Here is a 19,550-nt window from a genome sequence, read left to right on the forward strand (position 1 = left end):
AAAATTCCGAACTACCCCCCAGTGGTGCGTGGAAAAGTGCGCTAGCCCGCGGCCAACGGGCAGTGTGCATTTCGCCACTATTTTCCGCGCAGCCGGTCCACAGCGGCGCGTCCGGCCTTGGGGCCCTCGTCGGCGGGGATGGAGTCCGGCTCGACCGATGCCGCCACTGGACCAATGCTCAGATCCCCGTGGTTGAGGGCGCTGCGTTTCACTAGACCAAGCGCGATGGGGCCGTAATCGCAATCCTCGACCACGGTGCCGAGCTTGCCGACGCGCCGTCCCCCAAGTGAAATATCCGCTCCGCTTACGGGGAGCTCCGGAGCGGAGCCATCGAGGTACAGCATGACCAATAAGCGCGGAGAGCGCCCGAGGTTCTCTACGCGCGCGACCGTCTCCTGCCCGCGATAGCAGCCCTTCTCCAAGTGGACGAACGCGGGGTTATCATCGCTGCGTCGGATCCACTGGGGAACCTCGTGGGCGATGGTTTTCGCATCGAGGTCAGCGGCCAATTCTGGTTCGCGTGCGCGCACTCGTTCAGCGGTATAGGCCATGAGCCCCGCTAAACTTCCGCCCTGCTTTTCCAACTCTGCGACTGCTGTCTCCAGCTCACCCCGCGGCACGAGGAAATCCTGGCGCGGGCAGCCCGGCCAGTGCACGCAGCGCTCCATCACGGCGCTGGAAGGCTTCTGTAGCGGCTTACCCAGCACGGTGATGATCGCCGCGTCCGCTTCCTCCACGGTGACCTGGGACCAGAAAATCATGGCGGTGAGGAAGTCCCGCAAAGATTCGAACTGGGCCGGTGGCACATCGAGGTAGAAGGTTTCTCCGTCGAAGGACAGGTCGATGTGGTGTAGGACGTGGCCCTGCATGTCTAGATCAAGGGCGCCGGCAGAGAATCCGGCGTCCACGTCATCGAGCTTCTGGCTCAGGAGGTTGTGCAGGAAAGCCCGGGCATCGGGCCCGGAAACGGCAATGACCCGGCGTTGGGAACGGTCGATGATGGCGGAACCTGTCTCCACCGCGCGCTGCTCCACGAGGGGGTTGCCGTAATGCCAGGGGATACCGGAGACGTCGACAAGCGTGGTGCCCTGGAACTCAGCGGCCCCGGGCCGGGAAAGAAGTGGCGAAGTATAACTCACGCCCTCCGATGGTAGGGCATAATCGGGTCTATGAGCCTTCAGCGTAGGAAAGAGCCGGTCATCTACGTCGTGGAACCGTTTGGGGGGTCGGTGCGGCGTCATATGCCGAACCTACCGTTGGTCTATTGGGACGATGCTGCGGTCACACGCGGTGACGGTATCTTCGAGTCCCTCCTCGTGCGTGACGGTAAGGCGGCCAACTTTCATCGCCACGCGGAGCGCTTCCGGCATTCCGCGAGTGCTCTCGATCTTCCGGAGCCGCCCATCCACAAGTGGAAAGAAGCCACCGAGCTGGCCATCGCGGACTATTGTGGTCCCGCCGCCGGGGAAGGCGAGGACGGTTTAGCGCGAGAGGCCAAGTGCACGTGGACCTATACCCGCGGGCGGGCCTCGACTGGGGTGCCCACGGCATGGGTGGTGGTTCAGGAGATTCCGGATGACGTTGTGGCGCAGCGTGATACCGGCGTCAAGGTGATGAGCACGCCGCGTCTGTGGCAGGTGGCGGAAGAGCTGCCGGCGAAGACGCTGAATTATGCGGCCACGATGGCCACGCTGCGCCTGGCCCGCGAGCGTGGATTTGATGATGTGATCTTTACCGATCCCGATACGGGGCTGGTCTTGGAAGGGGCCACCTCCACCGTGGTGGCGGTCAAGGGTACAAAGCTGCGCACCCCGGCGGGCAAGGGAATACTGCCTGGCACCACGCAAGCTGCGCTCTTTGAGTATGCCTCTGAACAGGGATATCGCTGCAAGGCGAAGGAGCTGAATCTGCGCTACCTCGAGGAGGCTGACTCAGTGTGGCTCGTCTCCTCGGTGCGCACTGCGGTGCGTGTGACGCGCCTGAATGAAAAGAAGCTCAAGGCGCCGGCGAACGCGGAGAAGATACGCGCGCTGATCGACGCCGCCCTGGCACGCTAACTTCGCCGCACTGCTAGTTAGCCAGCCACACGGGTGAGCTCGGCGGACATGTAAGGGCGCATTTCGCCGTCGACAAGCCGCTCATCCACCCAGCCGAGGTTGTTGTTCGGCATGAGGCCATACATGCGCTTGCCGGGGCCGAGGTTGGCGGGGCCGGTTTCGGTGACCATCGTGGACGCAGACTCGAGCTGCCAGGCGCGCTCGTTAAACAGTGAACCATAGAAGATCTCGTTGATGCCGTTGGACGAGGTATAGGTCATCTCAATCTCGTCCTTGAGTGAGATGCGCCAGAACCCAGACTCGCGGACATCGGGGCCAACCGGGTTGCCCTCGGAATCAATCTTCCAGGTGCGGGACGTATAGGTCAGGTAATTCTCACCGTCGTGGGCGATGATGAGCTGCTGGCCAAAGGCGTACTGTTCACCGTCGGTGCTGTGGGCTTGGCCTTCCCCTTGCCATACACCGACGAGGGGGAGAAGCCCGAGCAGACCATCGTGCAGCGACGGGCCCTGACGCAAGTTCGCCGTCTCATCCGGCAGGGGATTATCTGCTACATCAACGGTGGGAATGTTGCGGGAGGCTGCATCCTTCCATGCCTCCGCTGCCTGGTTGACGGCCGCGTTGCCGTCTACCTTGGTGTTCTCCGGGTGGGTGTTTTCCGTGTTTTTCTCGCTATTTGTCTGTTCGCTCATGCTGCCCCAGCGTAGTCGTGGCAGCGCCGCGGAAACCACTAGGCTCCAGTAGTCTAGGGAGCCATGCGCGCTTTGCTGATTTCAAACCCTAATTCTACGAGCCAGAATGCGGCTCTCTTCCGAGAGGTTTTGCCCGTCATTCGGGAGGTGGATGGGTTGCAGCTGCTCGCTCGCTTCACGCACTACCCGGGCCACGCGGAAGACATGGTGCGAGGTATGACCCGGGAGGACTTTGACGTCATCCTGGTCTTCGGCGGCGATGGCACGGTCAATGAGATCGTCAATGGGTTGCTCGGCCCGGCGAATTCCGCACAGCGCCCTAGCCCCCAGGAGATCCCGGCGTTAGCGGTGATCCCTACTGGTTCAGCAAACGTCTTCGTCCGCGCCCTTGGTTTCCCCAATACCCCTGTCGAGGCGGCGCACGTGCTGGCCCGGATGCTGGAGCGAAATACCCGCCGCACCGTGTCGTTGGGTATGTGGAATGACCGGTGGTTTGCGGTCAATGCTGGTTTCGGGCTGGATGCAGACGTGCTGGCTCGCGTGGACCGTGCACGGGAGATGGGCTTTTCAGCCACCCCGCTGCGCTACCTGGCGGTGGCCTTTCAGGCCTATCAGCGCGCCCGCATCCGCCCACCGCGCATTAATGTGCGTGCGCGCTCGAGCTCGGGCGAAACCTTCGCGGCCGATGACGTTCCCGTCATGTTCACCTCCAACACCAACCCGTGGACCTTCCTGGGGCCGCTGCCGGTGGTGACCAATCCGCGCAATTCCTTCGATCAGGGGCTTGGCCTTTTTGGTGTGTCGGACCTCGGCGGGATTGATGGTCTCGTGGGCGTTCTCCACCTGTTCGGCGTGGATCACCGTCACTGGTTGAATAAGGTCACGGATGCCCGCACGCTGCATTTTGAGGATGCCGTTGAGGTGGACTTGGTCTGCCCTAAGCCGCACCGCTTCCAAGCGGACGGGGAGTCGGAAGGCACCTTTACGGAGGTGCACTTGGAGTCGGAAGCAGACGCGCTGGAAGTCTTTGCTCCCATCGACCCGGCACCGCCTATTCACCGCAGCTTCCGCCGAGTCCTGCGAGATCTCATCCGTATTAAGTAGCCGACGGTAGTAAAAAGCCTACGGTGCGGGTACCGCTGGCGCACCGTCGGCTTAGTTCTGCCTGTTTTGGCGCCAGCTCGGCGGCGTCGTCGGCGCGCTACCTACTTCGTTGGCGGTGTCTTGCGCTTTTTGCGCGGCATCCTCGACGGCCTTTTCCTCCGAACCATCGATCTCCAGCGGGGAGAGCTGTGCTGTTTTCAGCGTAATATTGCGTCGCTGTACCTCGAAGGTGATGGAGCCGCCGTGTAGTTTCACGGAGGTGGCTTGAGAAGGCAACGGGAGTTGGCGTGTGTCCAAGACCAGGCCGAAGGCCTTTTTCAAGCGTTCGTCATCAGTCCCGTAGACACTCATGCGAAATTCTGGGCCGACGAGGCGCAGCGTCACCGTCGCGGTGGACTTGGTGGTATCCCCCGGCAGCGTGCCGGTGAGCTCAGCTTCGGCGGAGGGCCCGCCGGTGGGGGACATATTATCGGGGTTGGCAATGGAGAGGTCAGTAATACCCAGCATGCGGCCCAAGGCCACTCCGTCGAGGCTGATACTGCGCGTATAGGTGGATACCGGTGAGCCTTCCAGTTCGCCGCTGAAGAGTTGCTCGGGGTCAATTGTGATGTCGCGCAGCGTTGTGGAGGCATTGACCATGCCGAGTTTCGGAACTTCCACGTCGGAGGAGTTGACCTCCAGGTATGGAATCTCTTTGGTTAGCGCGGCAAGGGAGAAGGGGACGCCGCCGATGTAGACATTCGGGGTGTTTTCCAACTGGGAGCTGGCTTTTGCTTTCTGGGCCACGGTGTGTTCCGCGTGCATCGCCACCGCTGAATCCGCCAGCCATGCTGTCAGGGCCACACCCGCAACGGCGGCAAGGCGTACGGCAGTGCGGTTGAGGTAGATGACAGTCACCCCTCTATTACTACCGCACGTAGGGTGGGAAGCATGAATATTGAGACCAAGACTCTGCCACAGAACCCAGATGTGGCCCAGCGCGTGGAGGAGCTGGCCACTGCTGCTGAAGCTCACGACGGCTTTGCGCCCCTCTCCGAGCAGTTTCTTTTAGGGCTCAGGGATGAACGCCTTGGGCACCATCATCTTCTCGCAATTGAAGATGGTGCGGTAGCTGGCGTGGCTGCCCTCGATGGGCAGACTGTAGAGCTCTTTGTTGGCGTGGAACACCGTGGGCGAGGGGTAGGGCAGGCGCTTGTCGACGCCCTCCCAACCTCCCCCCAAATCTGGGCCCATGGCAATCTTCTCGCTGCGCAAGCGCTGGCGAAGCGCAACGAGATGGACGTCGTCAGGCGCCTGCTTGTCATGGCGATTGAGGGGCAGGACTTGCGCGCGGCCGAGGAAGCGCCGGCAACGGTTGATGGCCTAGAGATTCAGACCTACACCGAGTCAGTGGAGCGCTTCGGGCGCGAGCACGTCGAGGCGGAATGGGTACGCACGAACAATGAAGCCTTCTCGTGGCACCCGGAACAAGGAGGCTGGGATCTGGAGCGCTTGCACCGCGGGATGGAAGCGGAGTGGTTCGATCCTGCCGACGTGCTTTTCCTGTGGGATTCTTCGAATGACTCCCACGACCGTCCCATAATGGCCGGCTTTCACTGGCTGAAATGGCATGCGGAGGACACCCCAGCCTTCGGTGAGGTATATGTTGTGGGATTGGGGGAGGACTATCGCGGGCGCGGGCTCGGTGGACCGCTGCTGAGCGCTGGGCTGCAGCGCATGGTGGCTAAAGGCGCGGACAAGGTCATCTTGTATGTCGAGGCTGATAATGCTCCGGCGGTAAAGGCCTACGAGCGTTTGGGCTTTGGCATCGCTGAGGAACACTGCGTCTGGGCGAAAAGTGACTAGCCTCACCGGCTTTTGGTACAAGTTCACCGATTGTTCATCTCTTGATCCCTGTGGGGTTAACCCGCCCTGTATAGCTTTACAACCCGTGAGCTAATCGCGCTCGTCTCAAGAAGATTGCTCAAAGAAGAGCAGAGGGCGATTTGCTCGGACAATCATTCTCTTGTATCCGCACCGGAAAGGTTTCCCGTGATCCGCAACTTCAAGCGCACCGCCGCTATCTTCGGCATCGTCGCCGCCACCTCCACCGCTCTCGTTGCCTGCTCTGAGTCCAACGAATCTGGCTCCGCTGAAGGCGGCTCCGATGGGGCAGAGGTTTCCGGCGACCTATCTGGTGAGGGCGCATCCTCCCAGAAGTCCGCTATGTCCGTCTTTGAGAAGGCATTCCTGGAGGCATACCCGGATGCTAACTTCTCCTACACTTCTTCCGGCTCCGGCGCTGGTGTGAAGGCTTTCAACGGCGGCACCGTTGACTTCGCCGGTTCTGACTCCGCTCTGAAGGAAGATAAGGGCGAGGTTGAGGCCGCCAAGGAGCGTTGCGGTGGCAACGACGCATGGCACCTGCCGACGACCATTGGCCCTGTCGCCATCGCCTACAACTTGGGTGACACCGAGGTCAACCTCTCCACCGAAACCCTCGCCAAGATCTTCAAGGGCGAGATCACCAAGTGGAACGATGACGCCATCAAGGCTGAGAACGAGGGCACCGACCTTCCGGACAAGAACATCACCGTTATCTTCCGCTCTGACGAGTCCGGTACCTCCGATAACTTCCAGAAGTTCCTGAAGTCCGCTACCGGTAACTGGGACAGCGAAGGCAAGCAGTTCCCGGATGCTGTTGGTGAGGGTGCTAACGGTTCCTCCGGTGTGGCTGACCAGGTTGCCTCCATCGAGGGCGCTATCACCTACGTTGAGGCTGGCTACGCTCACCAGAAGGAAGCCGATGGCGTCAAGATTGCCAAGATTGACTTCGGCAACGGTCCGGTTGAGCTCAGCTCTGAGTCCGTCGGTGTGGCTCTCGACCACCTCGCTTTCAAGGAGACCAACTCCGAGCACGACATGGTCGTTGACTCCGACAAGCTCTTTGCTTCCAAGGATGAGGGCGCTTACCCGCTCATCCTGACCACCTACAACATCGTCTGCTCCGCTGGCTACGACGAGGAGACCTCCGCTCTGGTGAAGGCCTTCTTCAACACCGTCCTGGACAATCAGTCCGAGGAACTGGAGAAGGCAGGCTTCATCCCGGTTTCCGGTGACCACCTGGAGCGCCTGAAGGCAGCCGTCGAGGCTATCCAGTAAGAGCGCGTTACTACGCGGGTTTCTTTGAACCCCCGTAGTGTCCGTTTGAACACACACTTCCGCCCCCAACCCGCCCTTCACGAGCGCTTTGGGGGCGGCAGCATGTCCCGTATTTTCATTGTTTCCGTTGAAAAGGATTCCCTAGTCTCATGGCAGACAACAATCTCACCACAGCGTCGTCCGTGAAGGAGGATGCCGTTTCAGCGACTCGCCCTAGCGCGCATGCGTCCGAGGCGGACGCCACCTCTACGCCCGCCGTCAAGTCCGGTGTGAAGCGCCCTGGTGATCGCATTTTTGAATTCCTGTCCACTGCGTCCGCAACGCTGATTACGGTGATGATCGCTGCCATCGCGGCCTTCCTGATCTGGCGTGCGGTTCCTTCTCTGTCCGTCAATGAGGGTGGCATTCTGGGCTTCTTCACCTACGGTGACCGTTGGGAGACCAACGACACCGATGCTATGAAGTTCGGTATCCCGACCATGTTCGGCCACACCGTCTTGATTTCCATCGTGGCTCTCATCATCGCGATGCCGGTCGCGCTCGGTATTGCCATCTTCCTGTCCAACTACGCGCCGGCCAAGCTGGTCAAGCCGTTGGGATTCTTGGTAGACATGCTCGCCGCCGTGCCATCCATCGTGTACGGCCTGTGGGGCTGGCAGGTGCTCGGCCCTGCACTGTCCGGCTTCTACACCTGGCTGCACTCTTGGGCTGGTGGCTTCTTCCTCTTCACGGTGTACGACAACTCCCCGAACTTTGCGACGGGCCGCAACGTCCTCACCGGTGGCATTGTTCTGGCGGTGATGATCCTGCCGATCATCGCTGCCACCGCCCGCGAGGTCTTTGTGCAGACCCCTCCCGGTCAGATCGAGTCCGCCTTGGCCCTCGGCGCCACCCGCTGGGAAGTTATCCGCATGACGGTTCTCCCCTTCGGTATGTCCGGCTACATCGCCGGCTCCATGCTGGGTCTGGGCCGTGCGCTGGGTGAGACCATGGCGCTGTACATGGTTGTCTCCCCGCTGGTGGACTTCCGCTTTTCGCTGTTCGACGGCGGTACCACCTTCGCAACGGCCATCGCCTTGGCGGCTGCTGAGTTCGGTAATGAGATGCGTGCCGGTGCGTATATCGCCGCAGGCCTCATGCTGTTCCTTCTGACCTTCTTGGTCAACGCTATTGCCCGCTCCATCGTGAAGAGCAAGTAAGGAGGGCTCAGAGATGACTACAACTTCCAACTCTGTCCCGGCATCTTCCGGCCCGACCTTCCTGGATATCTCCTCGAGCCGAAAGACCACCAATACTGTTGCCACCGTTCTCGTGTGGGCAACGATGATCATCGCCATGATTCCGCTGCTGTGGGTTCTCTTTGAGCTCATTTCTCGCGGTTCGGGCGCTATCCTGAACCCCGAATGGTGGACCCACTCCCAACGCGGAATCCTTGATACCGAGGCCGGCGGCGGTGCGCTCCACGCTATTATCGGTACCTTTGTGCAGACCGTCATCGCGACCGTCATTTCCGTTCCGATCGGCATCTTCACCGCGATTTACCTGGTGGAGTACTCTCGCGGTGGAACGCTGAGCCGCCTTACTACTTTCATGGTGGACATCCTCTCCGGTGTGCCTTCCATTGTTGCGGCCCTGTTCATCTTCGCCATGTGGATTACTCTGTTCGGCTTCAAGCGTTCCGGTATGGCGGTGGCGTTATCGCTTGTGCTCCTGATGATTCCGATTGTGGTCCGCAATACCGAAGAGATGCTCCGCGTGGTCCCGATGGATCTGCGTGAGGCTTCCTATGCTCTCGGTGTGCCGAAGTGGAAAACCATCGCGCGCATCGTTCTGCCGACCGCGCTGTCCGGCATCGTCACCGGCATCATGCTGGCCGTGGCCCGCATCATGGGTGAGTCCGCGCCGGTGCTGGTGTTGGTGGGCTCCACCTCCTCCATCAACTGGGACGCACTCAAGGGTGCGCAGTCCTCGTTGCCGTTGATGATGCTGGATATGTACAAGTCCGGCGCTGATCCGGCCGTCCTAGACAAGCTGTGGGGTGCCGCCCTGACGTTGGTTCTCCTCATCGCGATTCTCAACATTGGCGCGCGCATCGTTTCGGCGAAGTTCTCCGTCAAGAAGTAACCGTACTCACTTTCTACCTACCCCATAGGAGCACTACTCATGTCCAAGCTTGAGCTCAACGACGTGAACATCTACTACGGTGACTTCCACGCCGTACAGAACGTCAACATGCAGATCCCGGCGAAGGCCGTGACTGCCTTCATCGGCCCTTCCGGCTGTGGTAAGTCCACAGTCCTGCGCACCCTCAACCGCATGCACGAGGTCATCCCTGGTGCTTATGTCAAGGGTGAGATTCTCCTGGACGGCCAGAACATCTACGGGCCGAAGGTCGATCCGGTGTCCGTTCGCAATACCATCGGCATGGTCTTCCAGAAGGCCAACCCGTTCCCGACGATGTCCATTGAGGATAACGTTGTTGCCGGCCTGAAGCTGTCCGGCGAGAAGAACAAGAAGAAGCTGAAGGAAGTCGCCGAGAAGTCCTTGCGCGGCGCCAACCTTTGGGATGAGGTTAAGGACCGCCTGGACAAGCCGGGCGGCGGCCTGTCCGGCGGACAGCAGCAGCGTCTGTGCATTGCTCGCGCGATTGCCGTGGAGCCGGAAGTCCTGCTCATGGACGAGCCCTGCTCGGCGCTCGACCCGATTTCCACCTTGGCCGTGGAGGACCTGATCCATGAGCTGAAGGAAAACTTCACCATCGTTATCGTTACCCACAACATGCAGCAGGCAGCCCGCGTGTCGGACAAGACCGGCTTCTTCTCCCTGGAAGCCACCGGCCGTCCTGGCCACCTGGTGGAGTTCGATGACACCACGAAGATCTTCGAAAACCCCGCCAAGAAGGATACTGAGGATTACATCTCTGGCCGCTTCGGCTAAACACTGACAGCGCCGAAAGCCGGCACCTCTTCTAAAGGTCTAGAAGAGGTGCCGGCTTTGTGCATGCACTGTGCGCTAGGTGTGGCGAGCGGTAGGGGCTAGCGGTGAAACTGGCGCTCCAGCTCCGCCATGCGGGCCTCCAGCTCTGCCTCTCGTTGCTCCTGATCACGCTTGCGCATGTAGCGGTCGGGGTCCAAGCCCGTTGCCAGGTAAATGATGCGGCCGGCAGCTGCTGCGCAATGATCGGCGAAACGCTCGTAGTAGCGCGAAAGCTGCGAGGTTTCCACGGCCTGGCGCACCGTTCCTTTCCACTCGCGCTGCGTCAACATACGAAGCAGGTGTTGGTTGATGTCATCGACGGCGTCGTCGTCCTCGGTCAAACGGAGCGCCAGCTCCGGATCGCGGGTGATGAGGATGTCTTTGAGGCCTAAGGACATGTCGAGAACGAGGCGGGCGTATTCCTCGAAATAGCCCATAATGTCTGGCGGAACAACTGATTCAGGGTGGCGGCGGCGGGCGCTGGTGGCAATGTGCTGAGACAAGCGGCCCATGCGGTAAAAATCTTCCACAATATAGATGGAAGCGATGACCTGGCGCAGATCCTTGGCCATCGGGTTCTCCAAGGCCAGAAGGGACACCGCACGGTCTTCGCAGCGCGAGCGGACTTCATCCAACTCATCGCGCAACGACAAGGCCTCTTCGGCTGGTTGCAGGGAGGATTCGATTAATGCCTGAGAGGCAAGAGTCATCAGCTTATGAACCGCAGTGCTCATGATGATGAGGTCATGGGCAAAGTTGTCCAACTGTTCACGGTAGGCAGCGCGCATGTCACGTACTTTAGCTGAACAATTGGTCTAGTGCCTGTCGAGCGACACAAAAGGGGTTTTCGTGGCTAGCCGCCGGAATGCATAATCTCCGCGCCTTCCGGAACGGTTGCGTCCTCCGGATCGTCGAGCCAGCCCTCGGGAAGGACTACCTTGGCGGGCGAACCCTGGCGGCCGCGGGCGCCATCGGCATCGTCGGCAAGCGCAGGCGAATCCGCCCACGGCTCGAGCAGCTCCCGGAGATCGTCGAGGGAGTTCACGCGGGACAGGCCAGCACGGACCTGACCTCCCACGGGAAAACCGCGCAGGTACCAGCCGATGTGCTTGCGGATATCGCGGCTGGCCTGGTCCTCGCCCTCGTGCTGCGCCAGCAGTTCTGCGTGGCGAATCATGATCTGCGTGACCTCACCCAACGTGGGCTCGGCCGGCACCGGCTCGCCGCGGAGGTGGGCGGAGAGCTCCGCAAAGAGCCAAGGACGGCCCAGACAACCTCGCCCCACGACGACGCCGTCGCAGCCCGTTTGTTCCATCATGGCGTGGGCATCCGTGGCTTTGAAAATATCGCCGTTTCCCAAGACAGGAACACCGGTATGGGCCAAGTGCTCCTTAAGGCGCGCAATTTCATTCCAGTCCGCATGGCCCGAGTAGCGTTGCGCGGCGGTACGTCCGTGGAGCGCGACTGCCGACGCCCCTTCTTCCACCGCAATGCGGCCGGCGTCGAGGTGCGTGTGGTGCTCATCGTCGATGCCCACGCGCATTTTCACGGTGACCGGGATATCGGTGCCCTCTGTGGCCTTGACCGCTGCGGCGACGATGTTGCCAAAGAGGCGGCGCTTATAGGGGAGTGCGGAGCCTCCGCCGCGGCGCGTGACCTTGGGAACCGGGCAGCCAAAGTTCATATCGATGTGGTCAGCCAGATTCTCATCCACGATCATCTTCGCAGCCTTGTAGGTGTACTCCGGATCGACGGTGTACAGCTGCAACGAGCGCGGATTCTCCTGTGGATCGAAAGTGGTCATGTGCAGCGTCTTGGGATTTCGCTCTACCAAGGCGCGGGCGGTAACCATTTCGCAGACATAAAGGCCGGAGACGGTGCCGGTCTTCGCTATCTCTTGCTCGCGACACAGCACGCGAAAGGCCACGTTGGTCACGCCCGCCATGGGGGCGAGGACAACGGGGGAGTTGAGCTGGATTTTTCCGATAGCAAGAGTCACGCCGCCAATTGTGCGCGGAAAGAGCCTGGGGTGGCAAATTCTCACGAGGAAAGTGAGGGGTGCACACAGTTTGGGGCAGAGTGCGGTAAATCCTCCCCCGATTCGCTAGTGTGGTGCATGTAACTAACAGGAAAGGACCGTAACGTAGGTCGTTTCTGCACATAAAAGGAGGACTAATGTCTGAGAGAATTGCATACGCACCGTTTGAGAAGCTCGTGATGAGCGCTGACGAGGCCGCAAAGTTCGTCAACCACGGTGACCGTGTGGGAATCTCCGGCTTTACCGGCGCTGGCTACCCTAAGGCGCTGCCGACCGCCATCGCGGAGAAGGCGAAGGCAGCTCATGAGGCCGGCGAGGAGTTCAAGATCGATGTTTTCTCCGGTGCCTCTACCGCTCCGGACTGTGATGGTGTGTTGGCTGAGGCAGACGCCATCCGCTTCCGCTCTCCGTATAACTCTGATCCGGTTTTGCGCGGCCGCTTCAACGACGGCTCCGCCCTGTATCAGGACATCCACCTCTCGCACTCTGGCCAGCAGGTGGAAGAGGGCTTCTACGGTGACTTCCAGGTAGCCATTATTGAGGCCGTTCGTATTGACGAGAACGGAAATATCGTTCCGTCCTCCGCTGTGGGCAACAACCTCGAATACATCGATGCCGCCGACAAGATCATCATTGAGATCAACGAGTGGCAGTCCCTCAACCTCGAGGGCATGCATGATATCTACAAGATCGAGAAGCTGCCGAACCGCCAGCCAATCCCGATTACCAAGCCGGCTGACCGCGTCGGTACCACCTACATCGAGATTCCGGAGGAGAAGGTCGTGGCTGTGGTCAAGACCAATGCCCCGGACCGCAACGCTCCGTTCAAGGCCCCGGATGAGGTTTCTGAGAAGATTGCTGCGAACTTCATCGAGTTCCTCGAGGGTGAGGTTGCTGCCGGCCGCCTAGAGTATGACAAGTTCATCATGCAGTCCGGTGTGGGCAACGTCCCGAACGCCGTGATGGCAGGCCTGTTGGACTCTAAGTTCGAAAACATTCAGGCCTATACCGAGGTTATCCAGGACGGCATGTTGGATCTTATCGACGCCGGCAAGATGACCGTCGCCTCTGCGACCTCCTTCGCCCTGTCCCCGGAGTACGCAGACAAGATGAACGCTGAGGCTGATCGCTACGCCAAGCACATCATCCTGCGCCCGCAGCAGGTATCCAACCACCCGGAGGTTATTCGCCGTGTGGGCCTGATTTCTTCCAACGGCATGATTGAGGGCGATATCTACGGCAACATCAACTCCACCAACGTCTCCGGCTCCCGCATCATGAACGGTACCGGCGGCTCGGGTGACTTCACCCGTAACGCCTACATCTCCACCTTCGTCTCCCCGTCGGTGGCCAAGGGCGGCGCTATCTCCGCCATCGTGCCTTTCGTTTCTCACACCGACCACACCGAGCACGACACCATGGTCATCATCACCGAGTATGGCGTTGCGGACCTGCGCGGTTTGGCCCCGAAGGAGCGCGTGGAGAAGGTTATCGCCGTGGCTCACCCGGATTACCGCCCGATGTTGGAGGAGTACTTCGAGCGCGCCAAGGCTAACAAGTTCCAGCACACCCCGCACGACCTGAAGACGGCCTTCGACTTCCAGGTGAACTTCATGGAGAAGGGTGACATGCGCGGCTAAGTCTTAGACCCGTAAGGTTGTGGCCCTTACCGCTGAAGGTGAGGGCCATTTCCTTTTCTTTGGTGCCACCGGCTAGGATAGGTGAGCGTTGGGCCTTTAGCTCAGTTGGTAGAGCTACGGACTTTTAATCCGCAGGTCGTGGGTTCGATCCCCACAGGGCCCACAAAAAGAGCCGCCTTCGGGCGGCTCTTTTTTGTTTTTGGGGCCCAAGCACAGGGCTGGGTTCAGGGCTAGCTCTTAACGAGCTTCCTGATGGCCCGCATGGCCTCCTCGAGCTTCTCTGTGGCTACTTGCCCGTCTTCGGCGGCTGCTCCCGCCACACAGTGTTCTATGTGGTCCTCCAAGAGCGCTAGGGAAACGTTCTCGAGCGCTGAAGTAACCGCTGAGATCTGCGTGATGATGTCGATGCAATATTGGTCCTCCGCGATCATGCGGTGGATGCCTCGGGTTTGGCCTTCGATGCGCTTGAGGCGAGCCAAGTACTTTGCTTTCTGCTCATCATCGGAGTTGTAGCCGTGCACACCCGGCTCGTGACAGGAACAGGTATCCCGCTGGTCAGCCATGGTTTTCTGCCTTTCTGCCAGGACGATTTGGTTAAGTGAGGATGTCTCCAGTATATTTTTACAAAGTTGCCTCAAGGCAACGGGCCCCCATCGTCTAGCGGCCTAGGACACCGCCCTTTCACGGCGGCGGCACGGGTTCGAATCCCGTTGGGGGTACCAACACTTTTGTGTTGGTGCACAAGAAAATACTTATGGCCCTGTGGCGCAGTTGGTTAGCGCGCCGCCCTGTCACGGCGGAGGTCGCGGGTTCAAGTCCCGTCAGGGTCGCCATATTTCAGCCTCGGAGCATTGTTTATAGAACATATGCCTCGGGGCTTGTGTCGTTTTATGGTGGTGTGTGGAGGCTCCTGCAACGTCGCAAATGGCGCATAGATCTGTATAGGTCTAGGCGCTGTGGTGACAGTGTGTATTGAGGGGCTGCATCACCGTGAAAACGGTGAATGACATGCTGATTTGGTGTGCTTATCTAGCTTTGTGTAGAGTACTTATTCGTGCCCAGCGCACAACAGATAATTGAAAATGGCCCTGTGGCGCAGTTGGTTAGCGCGCCGCCCTGTCACGGCGGAGGTCGCGGGTTCAAGTCCCGTCAGGGTCGCCGAAGTCCTCGTGGCTTCTGGCCAGATAGCTCAGTCGGTAGAGCACACGCCTGAAAAGTGTGGGGTCGCCAGTTCGATCCTGGCTCTGGCCACAAGACAGCCCCTTCCATTGGAAGGGGCTTTTTTGTTGCTCTTTTTGGTTTAATGGGCGGCATGACTACTTCAGTTGCGCACCAAACCGATCAATCCCGTTTCGTCATCACCGTTGATGGGGAAGAAGCAGGCTTCGCCGAATACAGTGATTCCGCTACCACACGCGAATTCACGCACACGGAAATCTTCGAGTCATTTCAGGGCCAAGGACTGTCCAAGCCGCTAATTAAAGCGGCACTGGATGATGACTCAACGGCCGGCCGCCAAGTCATTCCAACGTGCAGCGCCGTGGCGCGCTTCATTGAGAAGAATCCCGATTACCAGCGGCTGACTGCCCGTGAAGGCAACCTTTAAGGGCACGGTCTATTAGATGTAGTAGTCCGGGTCCACCAGCTTGATGCGCTCATCCTTCTTGCGCGGGCGGTTGGTGGCCGGGATACCGATGGCAATGTGCTCCGGTGGCACGTCCTTTGTCACCACGGCGTTGGCACCCACAGCGGAGCCGTGGCCGACGGTAATCGGGCCGAGCACTTTAGCGCCCGCGCCAATGGTGACGTTGTCCTCAATTGTTGGGTGGCGCTTAGTCTGTGTCAGCACCTGACCACCGAGCGTGACGCCGTGGTAAAGCATGACGCCATCGCCAATTTCGGCGGTTTCACCGATGACGATCCCCATGCCGTGGTCAATGAAGAAGCGCCGGCCAATGGTAGCGCCGGGGTGAATCTCGATTCCGGTGAAGAAGCGGTTAAGCTGCGCCAAAATACGGGCTGGCCCACGCCATCCACGTTTCCACATGCGGTGGGCGATTCGGTGCGCCCAAATGGCGTGAAGGCCGGAGTAGACCACGGCATTTTCGACGTCGCCGCGCGCGGCCGGATCATGCTCGCGCGCGTTTGCGAGGTCTTCACGAATCATCTTCAAGATGTGCATGCGAACCATCCTATCTAGAAAGAAAAAGCGCCCCCTAGCACAGAGGGCGCTTTTATTCGGAGGGCTCACCACGGCGCCGTGCTTGGCGACGTCCCGTGGAAAGCCACGTTAGCGTTTTCCTTAGGCCTCGCGAATGTCCTCGAAGAGGATGGTGGAGACATAGCGCTCACCGAAGTCCGGGGCGACGACGACGATGGTCTTTCCCTTGAACTCTTCGCGCGCAGCCAGCTTGAGTGCCGCAGAGACGTTGGCACCGGAGGAAATGCCGACGAGCAGTCCTTCTTCGGTGGCCAGCTTGCGGGCAGTGGAAACGGATTCCTCGGTGGTTGCGGTGAGCACCTCGTTGAGGATCTCGCGGTCCAGAACCTCTGGGACAAAGTTGGCGCCGATGCCCTGGATCTTGTGGGGGCCAGCGTGTCCCTCGGAGAGGACGGGGGAGTCAGCGGGCTCAACGGCGACCAGATAGGTGTCGGGGTTCTGGGAACGCAGGTAGCGGCCCACACCGGTGACGGTGCCGCCGGTGCCGACGCCAGCGACGAAAGCGTCAACCTTGCCCTCAGCGTCGTCCCAGATCTCGCGGCCCGTGGTTGCCTCGTGAATCTTCGGGTTTGCCTCGTTGGCGAACTGGGAGGCCAGGATGGCGTTGGGGGTCTCAGCGATAATTTCGTTGGCCTTCTCGACAGCACCCTTCATGCCGGCAGCGCCCGGGGTGAGGACGATTTCAGCGCCATAGGCGCGCAGCAGTACCTTGCGCTCGTTGGACATGGTCTCCGGCATGGTGAGGATGACCTTGTAACCCTGGGCGGCACCGACGAGTGCCAAGCCGATGCCGGTGTTGCCGGAGGTGGCCTCAACGATGGTGCCGCCTGGCTTTAGCTCGCCGGATTCTACGGCGGTGTCGACGATCGCCTTGGCAATGCGATCCTTGACGGAATTAGCGGGGTTGAAAGACTCAACCTTCACCAGTACCTCGGCGCCGAGGCCTTCGGTCAGGCGGTTGAGGCGGACAAGCGGGGTACCGCCGATGGTGTCGAGAATATTGTTGTATACAGCCACGATGTGGACTCCTTGAAAATAAGTTCTGATGTACAGCAGAAACTCTACACCGTCGCAATAGACTAAGTGGTATATAGATTCTGAACAGATCATTCGGGCATGGCATGTGGGATTTGAGGCGTCTCATGAGGGCGAGGCGTGATTTAGAATTACCCCCGTCGGCCGGTTATACTTCGCAAATAGTGTTCGCCTACCCCCGTTTCAGGCGGGAAATGTGGGTGCACCTGCTGGTTACCCCCGAGTAAGAGAGAGTCTCATGGAGCCGCACCGACTCAAGGATGACGACGAAGCCGTACGCGCAGCGCTCTCGTCACTAAAGACCGCAACGGGAATCCCCGTCACGATGTACGGGACCTTGCTGCCGGACAATCGCCTGCAGATTACCCAGTGGGTAGGGCTGCGGACCCCGGCCTTGCAGAATTTGGTGATTGACGCGAACGTGGGCGTCGGCGGGCGCGTTGTCAGCACTCGCCGCGCGGTTGGTGTGTCCGACTACACTCGTGCCACCACAATTAGCCATGAGAATGATCGCCATATCCAGGATGAGGGGCTGCATTCGATCGTGGCGGTGCCGGTCACCGTTCAGCGTGAAATCCGCGGTGTCCTCTATGTTGGCGTCCATTCGCCGGTGCGCTTGGGCGACAAGGTAATCGAGGAAGTCACCATGACCGCTCGGTGCCTCGAGCAGGATCTGGCCGTTAATTCCGCGTTGCGTCGTGCCGACGGAGGCAAGGGCGGCGCTGCTCGCGGTCACGTGATGAACGGGGCTGAGTGGGAGCAGGTGCGCTCAACGCACTCCAAGCTCCGCATGTTGGCTAACCGAGTCAACGATGAAGACCTCCGTAAGGAACTAGAGGCTCTTTGCGACCAGATGGTCTCCCCGGTGCGCGTTAAGCAGTCCACCAAGCTTTCTGCTCGCGAGTTGGATGTTCTTTCCTGCGTGGCGTTGGGGCATACCAATGTCGAGGCGGCCGAGGAAATGGGTATTGGCGCCGAAACGGTGAAGTCCTATTTGCGCTCTGTCATGCGCAAACTGGGTGCACATACTCGCTATGAGGCGGTTAATGCGGCCCGTCGTATAGGCGCGTTGCCCTGATCGTAGGTAAGTTGGGTGGGCGTGAAAGACCAATTTATTGTCTCCGGTGGGGCGCGCCTGCAGGGCACCGTCAAGGTGGACGGTGCCAAGAACAGTGTGCTGAAGCTGATGGCTGCGGCACTGTTGGCGGAGGGCACCACCACGCTGACCAACTGTCCTAAAATCCTTGATGTTCCACTGATGCGAAAGGTCCTTGAAGGCCTTGGCTGTTCAGTGGAAATCGATGGCCACACCGTGCAGATCACCACGCCGGCCACGTTGCATTCCAATGCAGACTTCGATGCGGTGCGCCAATTCCGCGCGTCGGTGTGTGTATTGGGGCCGCTGACGGCGCGTTGTGGTCACGCAAAGGTAGCTTTGCCAGGTGGCGACGCCATTGGTTCCCGCCCATTGGACATGCACCAATCTGGGCTAGAGAAGATGGGCGCTAGCACGCGCATCGAACACGGCGCCGTTGTGGCGGAGGCGGATCAACTCCATGGCGCGAACATCAAGCTCGATTTTCCCTCGGTAGGCGCCACCGAAAATATTCTCACTGCTGCAGTCCTTGCGGATGGCGAAACTCAACTCCACAATGCGGCCCGCGAACCGGAAATTGTGGACCTGTGCACGATGCTCAAGGAAATGGGCGCCGACATCTCCGGGGAGGGGACATCCACCATCACCATTCGGGGAGTGGACAAGCTGCAACCGACGGAGCACGAGGTTATCGGTGACCGTATTGTTGCGGGTACGTGGGCATATGCTGCCGTAATGACTCGCGGGGATATCACGGTGGGCGGTATTGCTCCCAAGCACCTGCACCTGCCGTTGGAGAAGCTTAAGTCCGCCGGTGCGGATATCGAGGACTATGTCAATGGTTTCCGCGTGCGCATGGACCGGCGTCCAACTGCTGTGGACTACCAAACGCTGCCGTACCCCGGCTTCCCCACGGATCTTCAGCCGATTGCCATCGGGCTCTCCGCGGTCGCGGAAGGTACATCCATCATCACGGAAAATGTCTTTGAGTCGCGTTTCCGGTTCGTCGATGAGATGCTCCGCCTTGGCGCTGATGCCCAGGTGGATGGACACCACGTAGTTATCCGCGGTCAAGAGCGCCTGTCCTCGACGCATGTCTGGAGCTCCGATATCCGCGCAGGTGCCGGATTGGTCCTCTCCGCTTTGTGTGCGGATGAGACGACCACCGTGCACGATGTCTTTCACATCGACCGCGGCTATCCCAACTTTGTAGAGAACCTGCAGGCCTTGGGCGCCACCATTGAGCGCACTCAAGAGGAGGAGCTCTACTAAGGAACATTGCTTGGCGACGTCCCTATGTGGCGCACCTTTTTGGTGTGTCACCTGGGGATTTGTTGTTTGTTGGGGGTGTGCGTATATTTATCCAGGTCGCCGCGAGGTAGCCGGGAGGTTAACTGGTGGTAGATGTTCGGGCAATGTTTGTTCGGCGGGTTTGACTTTGGTTGAGCTTGTTGGGTAAGGTTGTTCGGGCCGCTGCAGAGAGGTTAACGTTTGGTTAATTTTGTTTGTGGTGTGCGAACGATGTTTGAGAACTCAATAGTGTGCCAATG

The 19,550-nt window shown here is 59.7% G+C and carries 19 protein-coding genes and 5 tRNA genes; 16 read left to right on the forward strand and 8 right to left on the reverse strand.

Translation table 11 applies throughout. The features are described 5' to 3' along the window. Positions 1 to 77: 77 nt before the first annotated feature. Positions 78 to 1,139: a CAF17-like 4Fe-4S cluster assembly/insertion protein YgfZ gene (locus HMPREF2808_RS00860; protein WP_070623116.1), complete on the reverse strand. Its 1,062-nt coding sequence runs from the start codon at positions 1,137 to 1,139 to the stop codon at positions 78 to 80. Between the two features lie 30 nt (positions 1,140 to 1,169). Between HMPREF2808_RS00860 and HMPREF2808_RS00865 the strand changes: the two genes are divergently transcribed. Then, a complete protein-coding gene (locus tag HMPREF2808_RS00865; RefSeq protein WP_070563994.1) occupies positions 1,170 to 2,057 on the forward strand; it encodes an aminodeoxychorismate lyase in 888 nt (295 codons plus the stop codon). 17 nt (positions 2,058 to 2,074) lie between these two features. On the opposite strand, the gene HMPREF2808_RS00870 is transcribed toward HMPREF2808_RS00865, so the two are convergent. Further along, positions 2,075 to 2,749 (reverse strand): heme-binding beta-barrel domain-containing protein, encoded by a 675-nt coding sequence (locus tag HMPREF2808_RS00870; RefSeq protein WP_070522940.1) that lies wholly within the window; start codon positions 2,747 to 2,749, stop codon positions 2,075 to 2,077. Between the two features lie 63 nt (positions 2,750 to 2,812). Between HMPREF2808_RS00870 and HMPREF2808_RS00875 the strand changes: the two genes are divergently transcribed. Beyond that, positions 2,813 to 3,853, forward strand: a complete 1,041-nt coding sequence (locus tag HMPREF2808_RS00875) for a diacylglycerol/lipid kinase family protein (RefSeq protein WP_070532383.1) — start codon at positions 2,813 to 2,815, stop codon at positions 3,851 to 3,853. A 51-nt stretch (positions 3,854 to 3,904) separates the two neighbouring features. Here the strand turns inward: HMPREF2808_RS00875 and HMPREF2808_RS00880 are convergent, their stop codons facing one another. Next, a complete protein-coding gene (locus tag HMPREF2808_RS00880) occupies positions 3,905 to 4,750 on the reverse strand; it encodes an LmeA family phospholipid-binding protein (RefSeq protein ID WP_070623119.1) in 846 nt (281 codons plus the stop codon). Positions 4,751 to 4,783: 33 nt separating this feature from the next. On the opposite strand from HMPREF2808_RS00880, the gene mshD reads away from it, so the two are divergent. From mshD to pstB, 5 genes are all read left to right on the forward strand, one after another. Beyond that, positions 4,784 to 5,698 carry a mycothiol synthase gene (gene mshD, locus HMPREF2808_RS00885; protein ID WP_070623122.1) on the forward strand — a complete coding sequence of 305 codons (915 nt, stop codon included), beginning with the start codon at positions 4,784 to 4,786 and terminating at the stop codon, positions 5,696 to 5,698. A gap of 186 nt (positions 5,699 to 5,884) precedes the next feature. Beyond that, positions 5,885 to 6,994, forward strand: coding sequence for a phosphate ABC transporter substrate-binding protein PstS (pstS, locus tag HMPREF2808_RS00890; RefSeq protein ID WP_070623126.1), 1,110 nt, complete (start codon positions 5,885 to 5,887; stop codon positions 6,992 to 6,994). Between the two features lie 149 nt (positions 6,995 to 7,143). Next, entirely contained in the window at positions 7,144 to 8,193 is a 1,050-nt protein-coding gene (pstC, locus tag HMPREF2808_RS00895; RefSeq protein ID WP_070563992.1) for a phosphate ABC transporter permease subunit PstC, read from the forward strand. Positions 8,194 to 8,206: 13 nt separating this feature from the next. Continuing rightward, on the forward strand, positions 8,207 to 9,118 hold the full coding sequence (pstA, locus tag HMPREF2808_RS00900; protein WP_070623128.1) for a phosphate ABC transporter permease PstA: 912 nt from the start codon (positions 8,207 to 8,209) through the stop codon (positions 9,116 to 9,118). A gap of 39 nt (positions 9,119 to 9,157) precedes the next feature. Then, positions 9,158 to 9,931 (forward strand): phosphate ABC transporter ATP-binding protein PstB, encoded by a 774-nt coding sequence (gene pstB, locus HMPREF2808_RS00905; RefSeq protein ID WP_070532392.1) that lies wholly within the window; start codon positions 9,158 to 9,160, stop codon positions 9,929 to 9,931. A gap of 98 nt (positions 9,932 to 10,029) precedes the next feature. On the opposite strand, the gene phoU is transcribed toward pstB, so the two are convergent. Together phoU and dusB are read right to left on the reverse strand one after the other, a co-directional pair. After that, a complete protein-coding gene (gene phoU / locus HMPREF2808_RS00910) occupies positions 10,030 to 10,758 on the reverse strand; it encodes a phosphate signaling complex protein PhoU (protein WP_070623131.1) in 729 nt (242 codons plus the stop codon). 65 nt (positions 10,759 to 10,823) lie between these two features. Then, entirely contained in the window at positions 10,824 to 11,969 is a 1,146-nt protein-coding gene (gene dusB / locus HMPREF2808_RS00915; protein WP_070532398.1) for a tRNA dihydrouridine synthase DusB, read from the reverse strand. 176 nt (positions 11,970 to 12,145) lie between these two features. Here dusB and HMPREF2808_RS00920 point away from each other — a divergent pair, with 176 nt between their 5' ends. After that, positions 12,146 to 13,648: an acetyl-CoA hydrolase/transferase family protein gene (locus HMPREF2808_RS00920; protein ID WP_070522973.1), complete on the forward strand. Its 1,503-nt coding sequence runs from the start codon at positions 12,146 to 12,148 to the stop codon at positions 13,646 to 13,648. Between the two features lie 90 nt (positions 13,649 to 13,738). Continuing rightward, positions 13,739 to 13,811: transfer RNA gene (locus tag HMPREF2808_RS00925), tRNA-Lys, on the forward strand. 67 nt (positions 13,812 to 13,878) lie between these two features. Here the strand turns inward: HMPREF2808_RS00925 and HMPREF2808_RS00930 are convergent. Continuing rightward, positions 13,879 to 14,211 (reverse strand): metal-sensitive transcriptional regulator, encoded by a 333-nt coding sequence (locus HMPREF2808_RS00930; RefSeq protein WP_070532400.1) that lies wholly within the window; start codon positions 14,209 to 14,211, stop codon positions 13,879 to 13,881. 83 nt (positions 14,212 to 14,294) lie between these two features. Here HMPREF2808_RS00930 and HMPREF2808_RS00935 point away from each other — a divergent pair. The 5 genes from HMPREF2808_RS00935 (at position 14,295) to HMPREF2808_RS00955 (ending at position 15,254) form a co-directional block, all read left to right on the forward strand. Next, a tRNA-Glu gene (locus tag HMPREF2808_RS00935) sits at positions 14,295 to 14,370 on the forward strand. 34 nt (positions 14,371 to 14,404) lie between these two features. Continuing rightward, positions 14,405 to 14,481, forward strand: a tRNA-Asp gene (locus HMPREF2808_RS00940). Between the two features lie 251 nt (positions 14,482 to 14,732). Then, positions 14,733 to 14,806: transfer RNA gene (locus HMPREF2808_RS00945), tRNA-Asp, on the forward strand. A 20-nt stretch (positions 14,807 to 14,826) separates the two neighbouring features. Then, positions 14,827 to 14,899: transfer RNA gene (locus HMPREF2808_RS00950), tRNA-Phe, on the forward strand. A gap of 52 nt (positions 14,900 to 14,951) precedes the next feature. Further along, positions 14,952 to 15,254, forward strand: a complete 303-nt coding sequence (locus HMPREF2808_RS00955; RefSeq protein ID WP_070623136.1) for a GNAT family N-acetyltransferase — start codon at positions 14,952 to 14,954, stop codon at positions 15,252 to 15,254. 12 nt (positions 15,255 to 15,266) lie between these two features. On the opposite strand, the gene epsC is transcribed toward HMPREF2808_RS00955, so the two are convergent. Next, entirely contained in the window at positions 15,267 to 15,830 is a 564-nt protein-coding gene (epsC, locus tag HMPREF2808_RS00960) for a serine O-acetyltransferase EpsC (RefSeq protein ID WP_070522984.1), read from the reverse strand. Between the two features lie 120 nt (positions 15,831 to 15,950). Next, the gene (cysK, locus tag HMPREF2808_RS00965; protein ID WP_070563979.1) at positions 15,951 to 16,886 is read right to left on the reverse strand and encodes a cysteine synthase A; all 936 of its coding nucleotides are present in this window, start codon (positions 16,884 to 16,886) and stop codon (positions 15,951 to 15,953) included. A 256-nt stretch (positions 16,887 to 17,142) separates the two neighbouring features. Here cysK and ramA point away from each other — a divergent pair, with 256 nt between their 5' ends. Continuing rightward, a complete protein-coding gene (ramA, locus tag HMPREF2808_RS00970) occupies positions 17,143 to 17,982 on the forward strand; it encodes an acetate metabolism transcriptional regulator RamA (protein WP_070522991.1) in 840 nt (279 codons plus the stop codon). Between the two features lie 21 nt (positions 17,983 to 18,003). Then, complete coding sequence (gene murA, locus HMPREF2808_RS00975; protein ID WP_070523021.1) at positions 18,004 to 19,272, forward strand: UDP-N-acetylglucosamine 1-carboxyvinyltransferase; 1,269 nt, start codon at positions 18,004 to 18,006, stop codon at positions 19,270 to 19,272. Positions 19,273 to 19,550 lie beyond the last annotated feature (278 nt).

This window comes from Corynebacterium sp. HMSC078A10, assembly GCF_001811565.1.
Taxonomy (GTDB): Bacteria; Actinomycetota; Actinomycetes; order Mycobacteriales; family Mycobacteriaceae; genus Corynebacterium; species Corynebacterium hesseae.

What these genes read in the sequence shown, in the direction of transcription:
- HMPREF2808_RS00865 (WP_070563994.1), top strand. Translation starts at nt 1,170, where the DNA reads ATGAGCCTTCAGCGTAGGAAAGAGCCGGTCATCTACGTCGTGGAACCG.
- HMPREF2808_RS00870 (WP_070522940.1), bottom strand. Translation starts at nt 2,749, where the DNA reads ATGAGCGAACAGACAAATAGCGAGAAAAACACGGAAAACACCCACCCG.
- HMPREF2808_RS00875 (WP_070532383.1), top strand. Translation starts at nt 2,813, where the DNA reads ATGCGCGCTTTGCTGATTTCAAACCCTAATTCTACGAGCCAGAATGCG.
- mshD (WP_070623122.1), top strand. Translation starts at nt 4,784, where the DNA reads ATGAATATTGAGACCAAGACTCTGCCACAGAACCCAGATGTGGCCCAG.
- pstC (WP_070563992.1), top strand. Translation starts at nt 7,144, where the DNA reads ATGGCAGACAACAATCTCACCACAGCGTCGTCCGTGAAGGAGGATGCC.
- pstA (WP_070623128.1), top strand. Translation starts at nt 8,207, where the DNA reads ATGACTACAACTTCCAACTCTGTCCCGGCATCTTCCGGCCCGACCTTC.
- pstB (WP_070532392.1), top strand. Translation starts at nt 9,158, where the DNA reads ATGTCCAAGCTTGAGCTCAACGACGTGAACATCTACTACGGTGACTTC.
- phoU (WP_070623131.1), bottom strand. Translation starts at nt 10,758, where the DNA reads ATGCGCGCTGCCTACCGTGAACAGTTGGACAACTTTGCCCATGACCTC.
- HMPREF2808_RS00920 (WP_070522973.1), top strand. Translation starts at nt 12,146, where the DNA reads ATGTCTGAGAGAATTGCATACGCACCGTTTGAGAAGCTCGTGATGAGC.
- HMPREF2808_RS00930 (WP_070532400.1), bottom strand. Translation starts at nt 14,211, where the DNA reads ATGGCTGACCAGCGGGATACCTGTTCCTGTCACGAGCCGGGTGTGCAC.
- HMPREF2808_RS00955 (WP_070623136.1), top strand. Translation starts at nt 14,952, where the DNA reads ATGGGCGGCATGACTACTTCAGTTGCGCACCAAACCGATCAATCCCGT.
- epsC (WP_070522984.1), bottom strand. Translation starts at nt 15,830, where the DNA reads ATGCACATCTTGAAGATGATTCGTGAAGACCTCGCAAACGCGCGCGAG.
- ramA (WP_070522991.1), top strand. Translation starts at nt 17,143, where the DNA reads ATGGAGCCGCACCGACTCAAGGATGACGACGAAGCCGTACGCGCAGCG.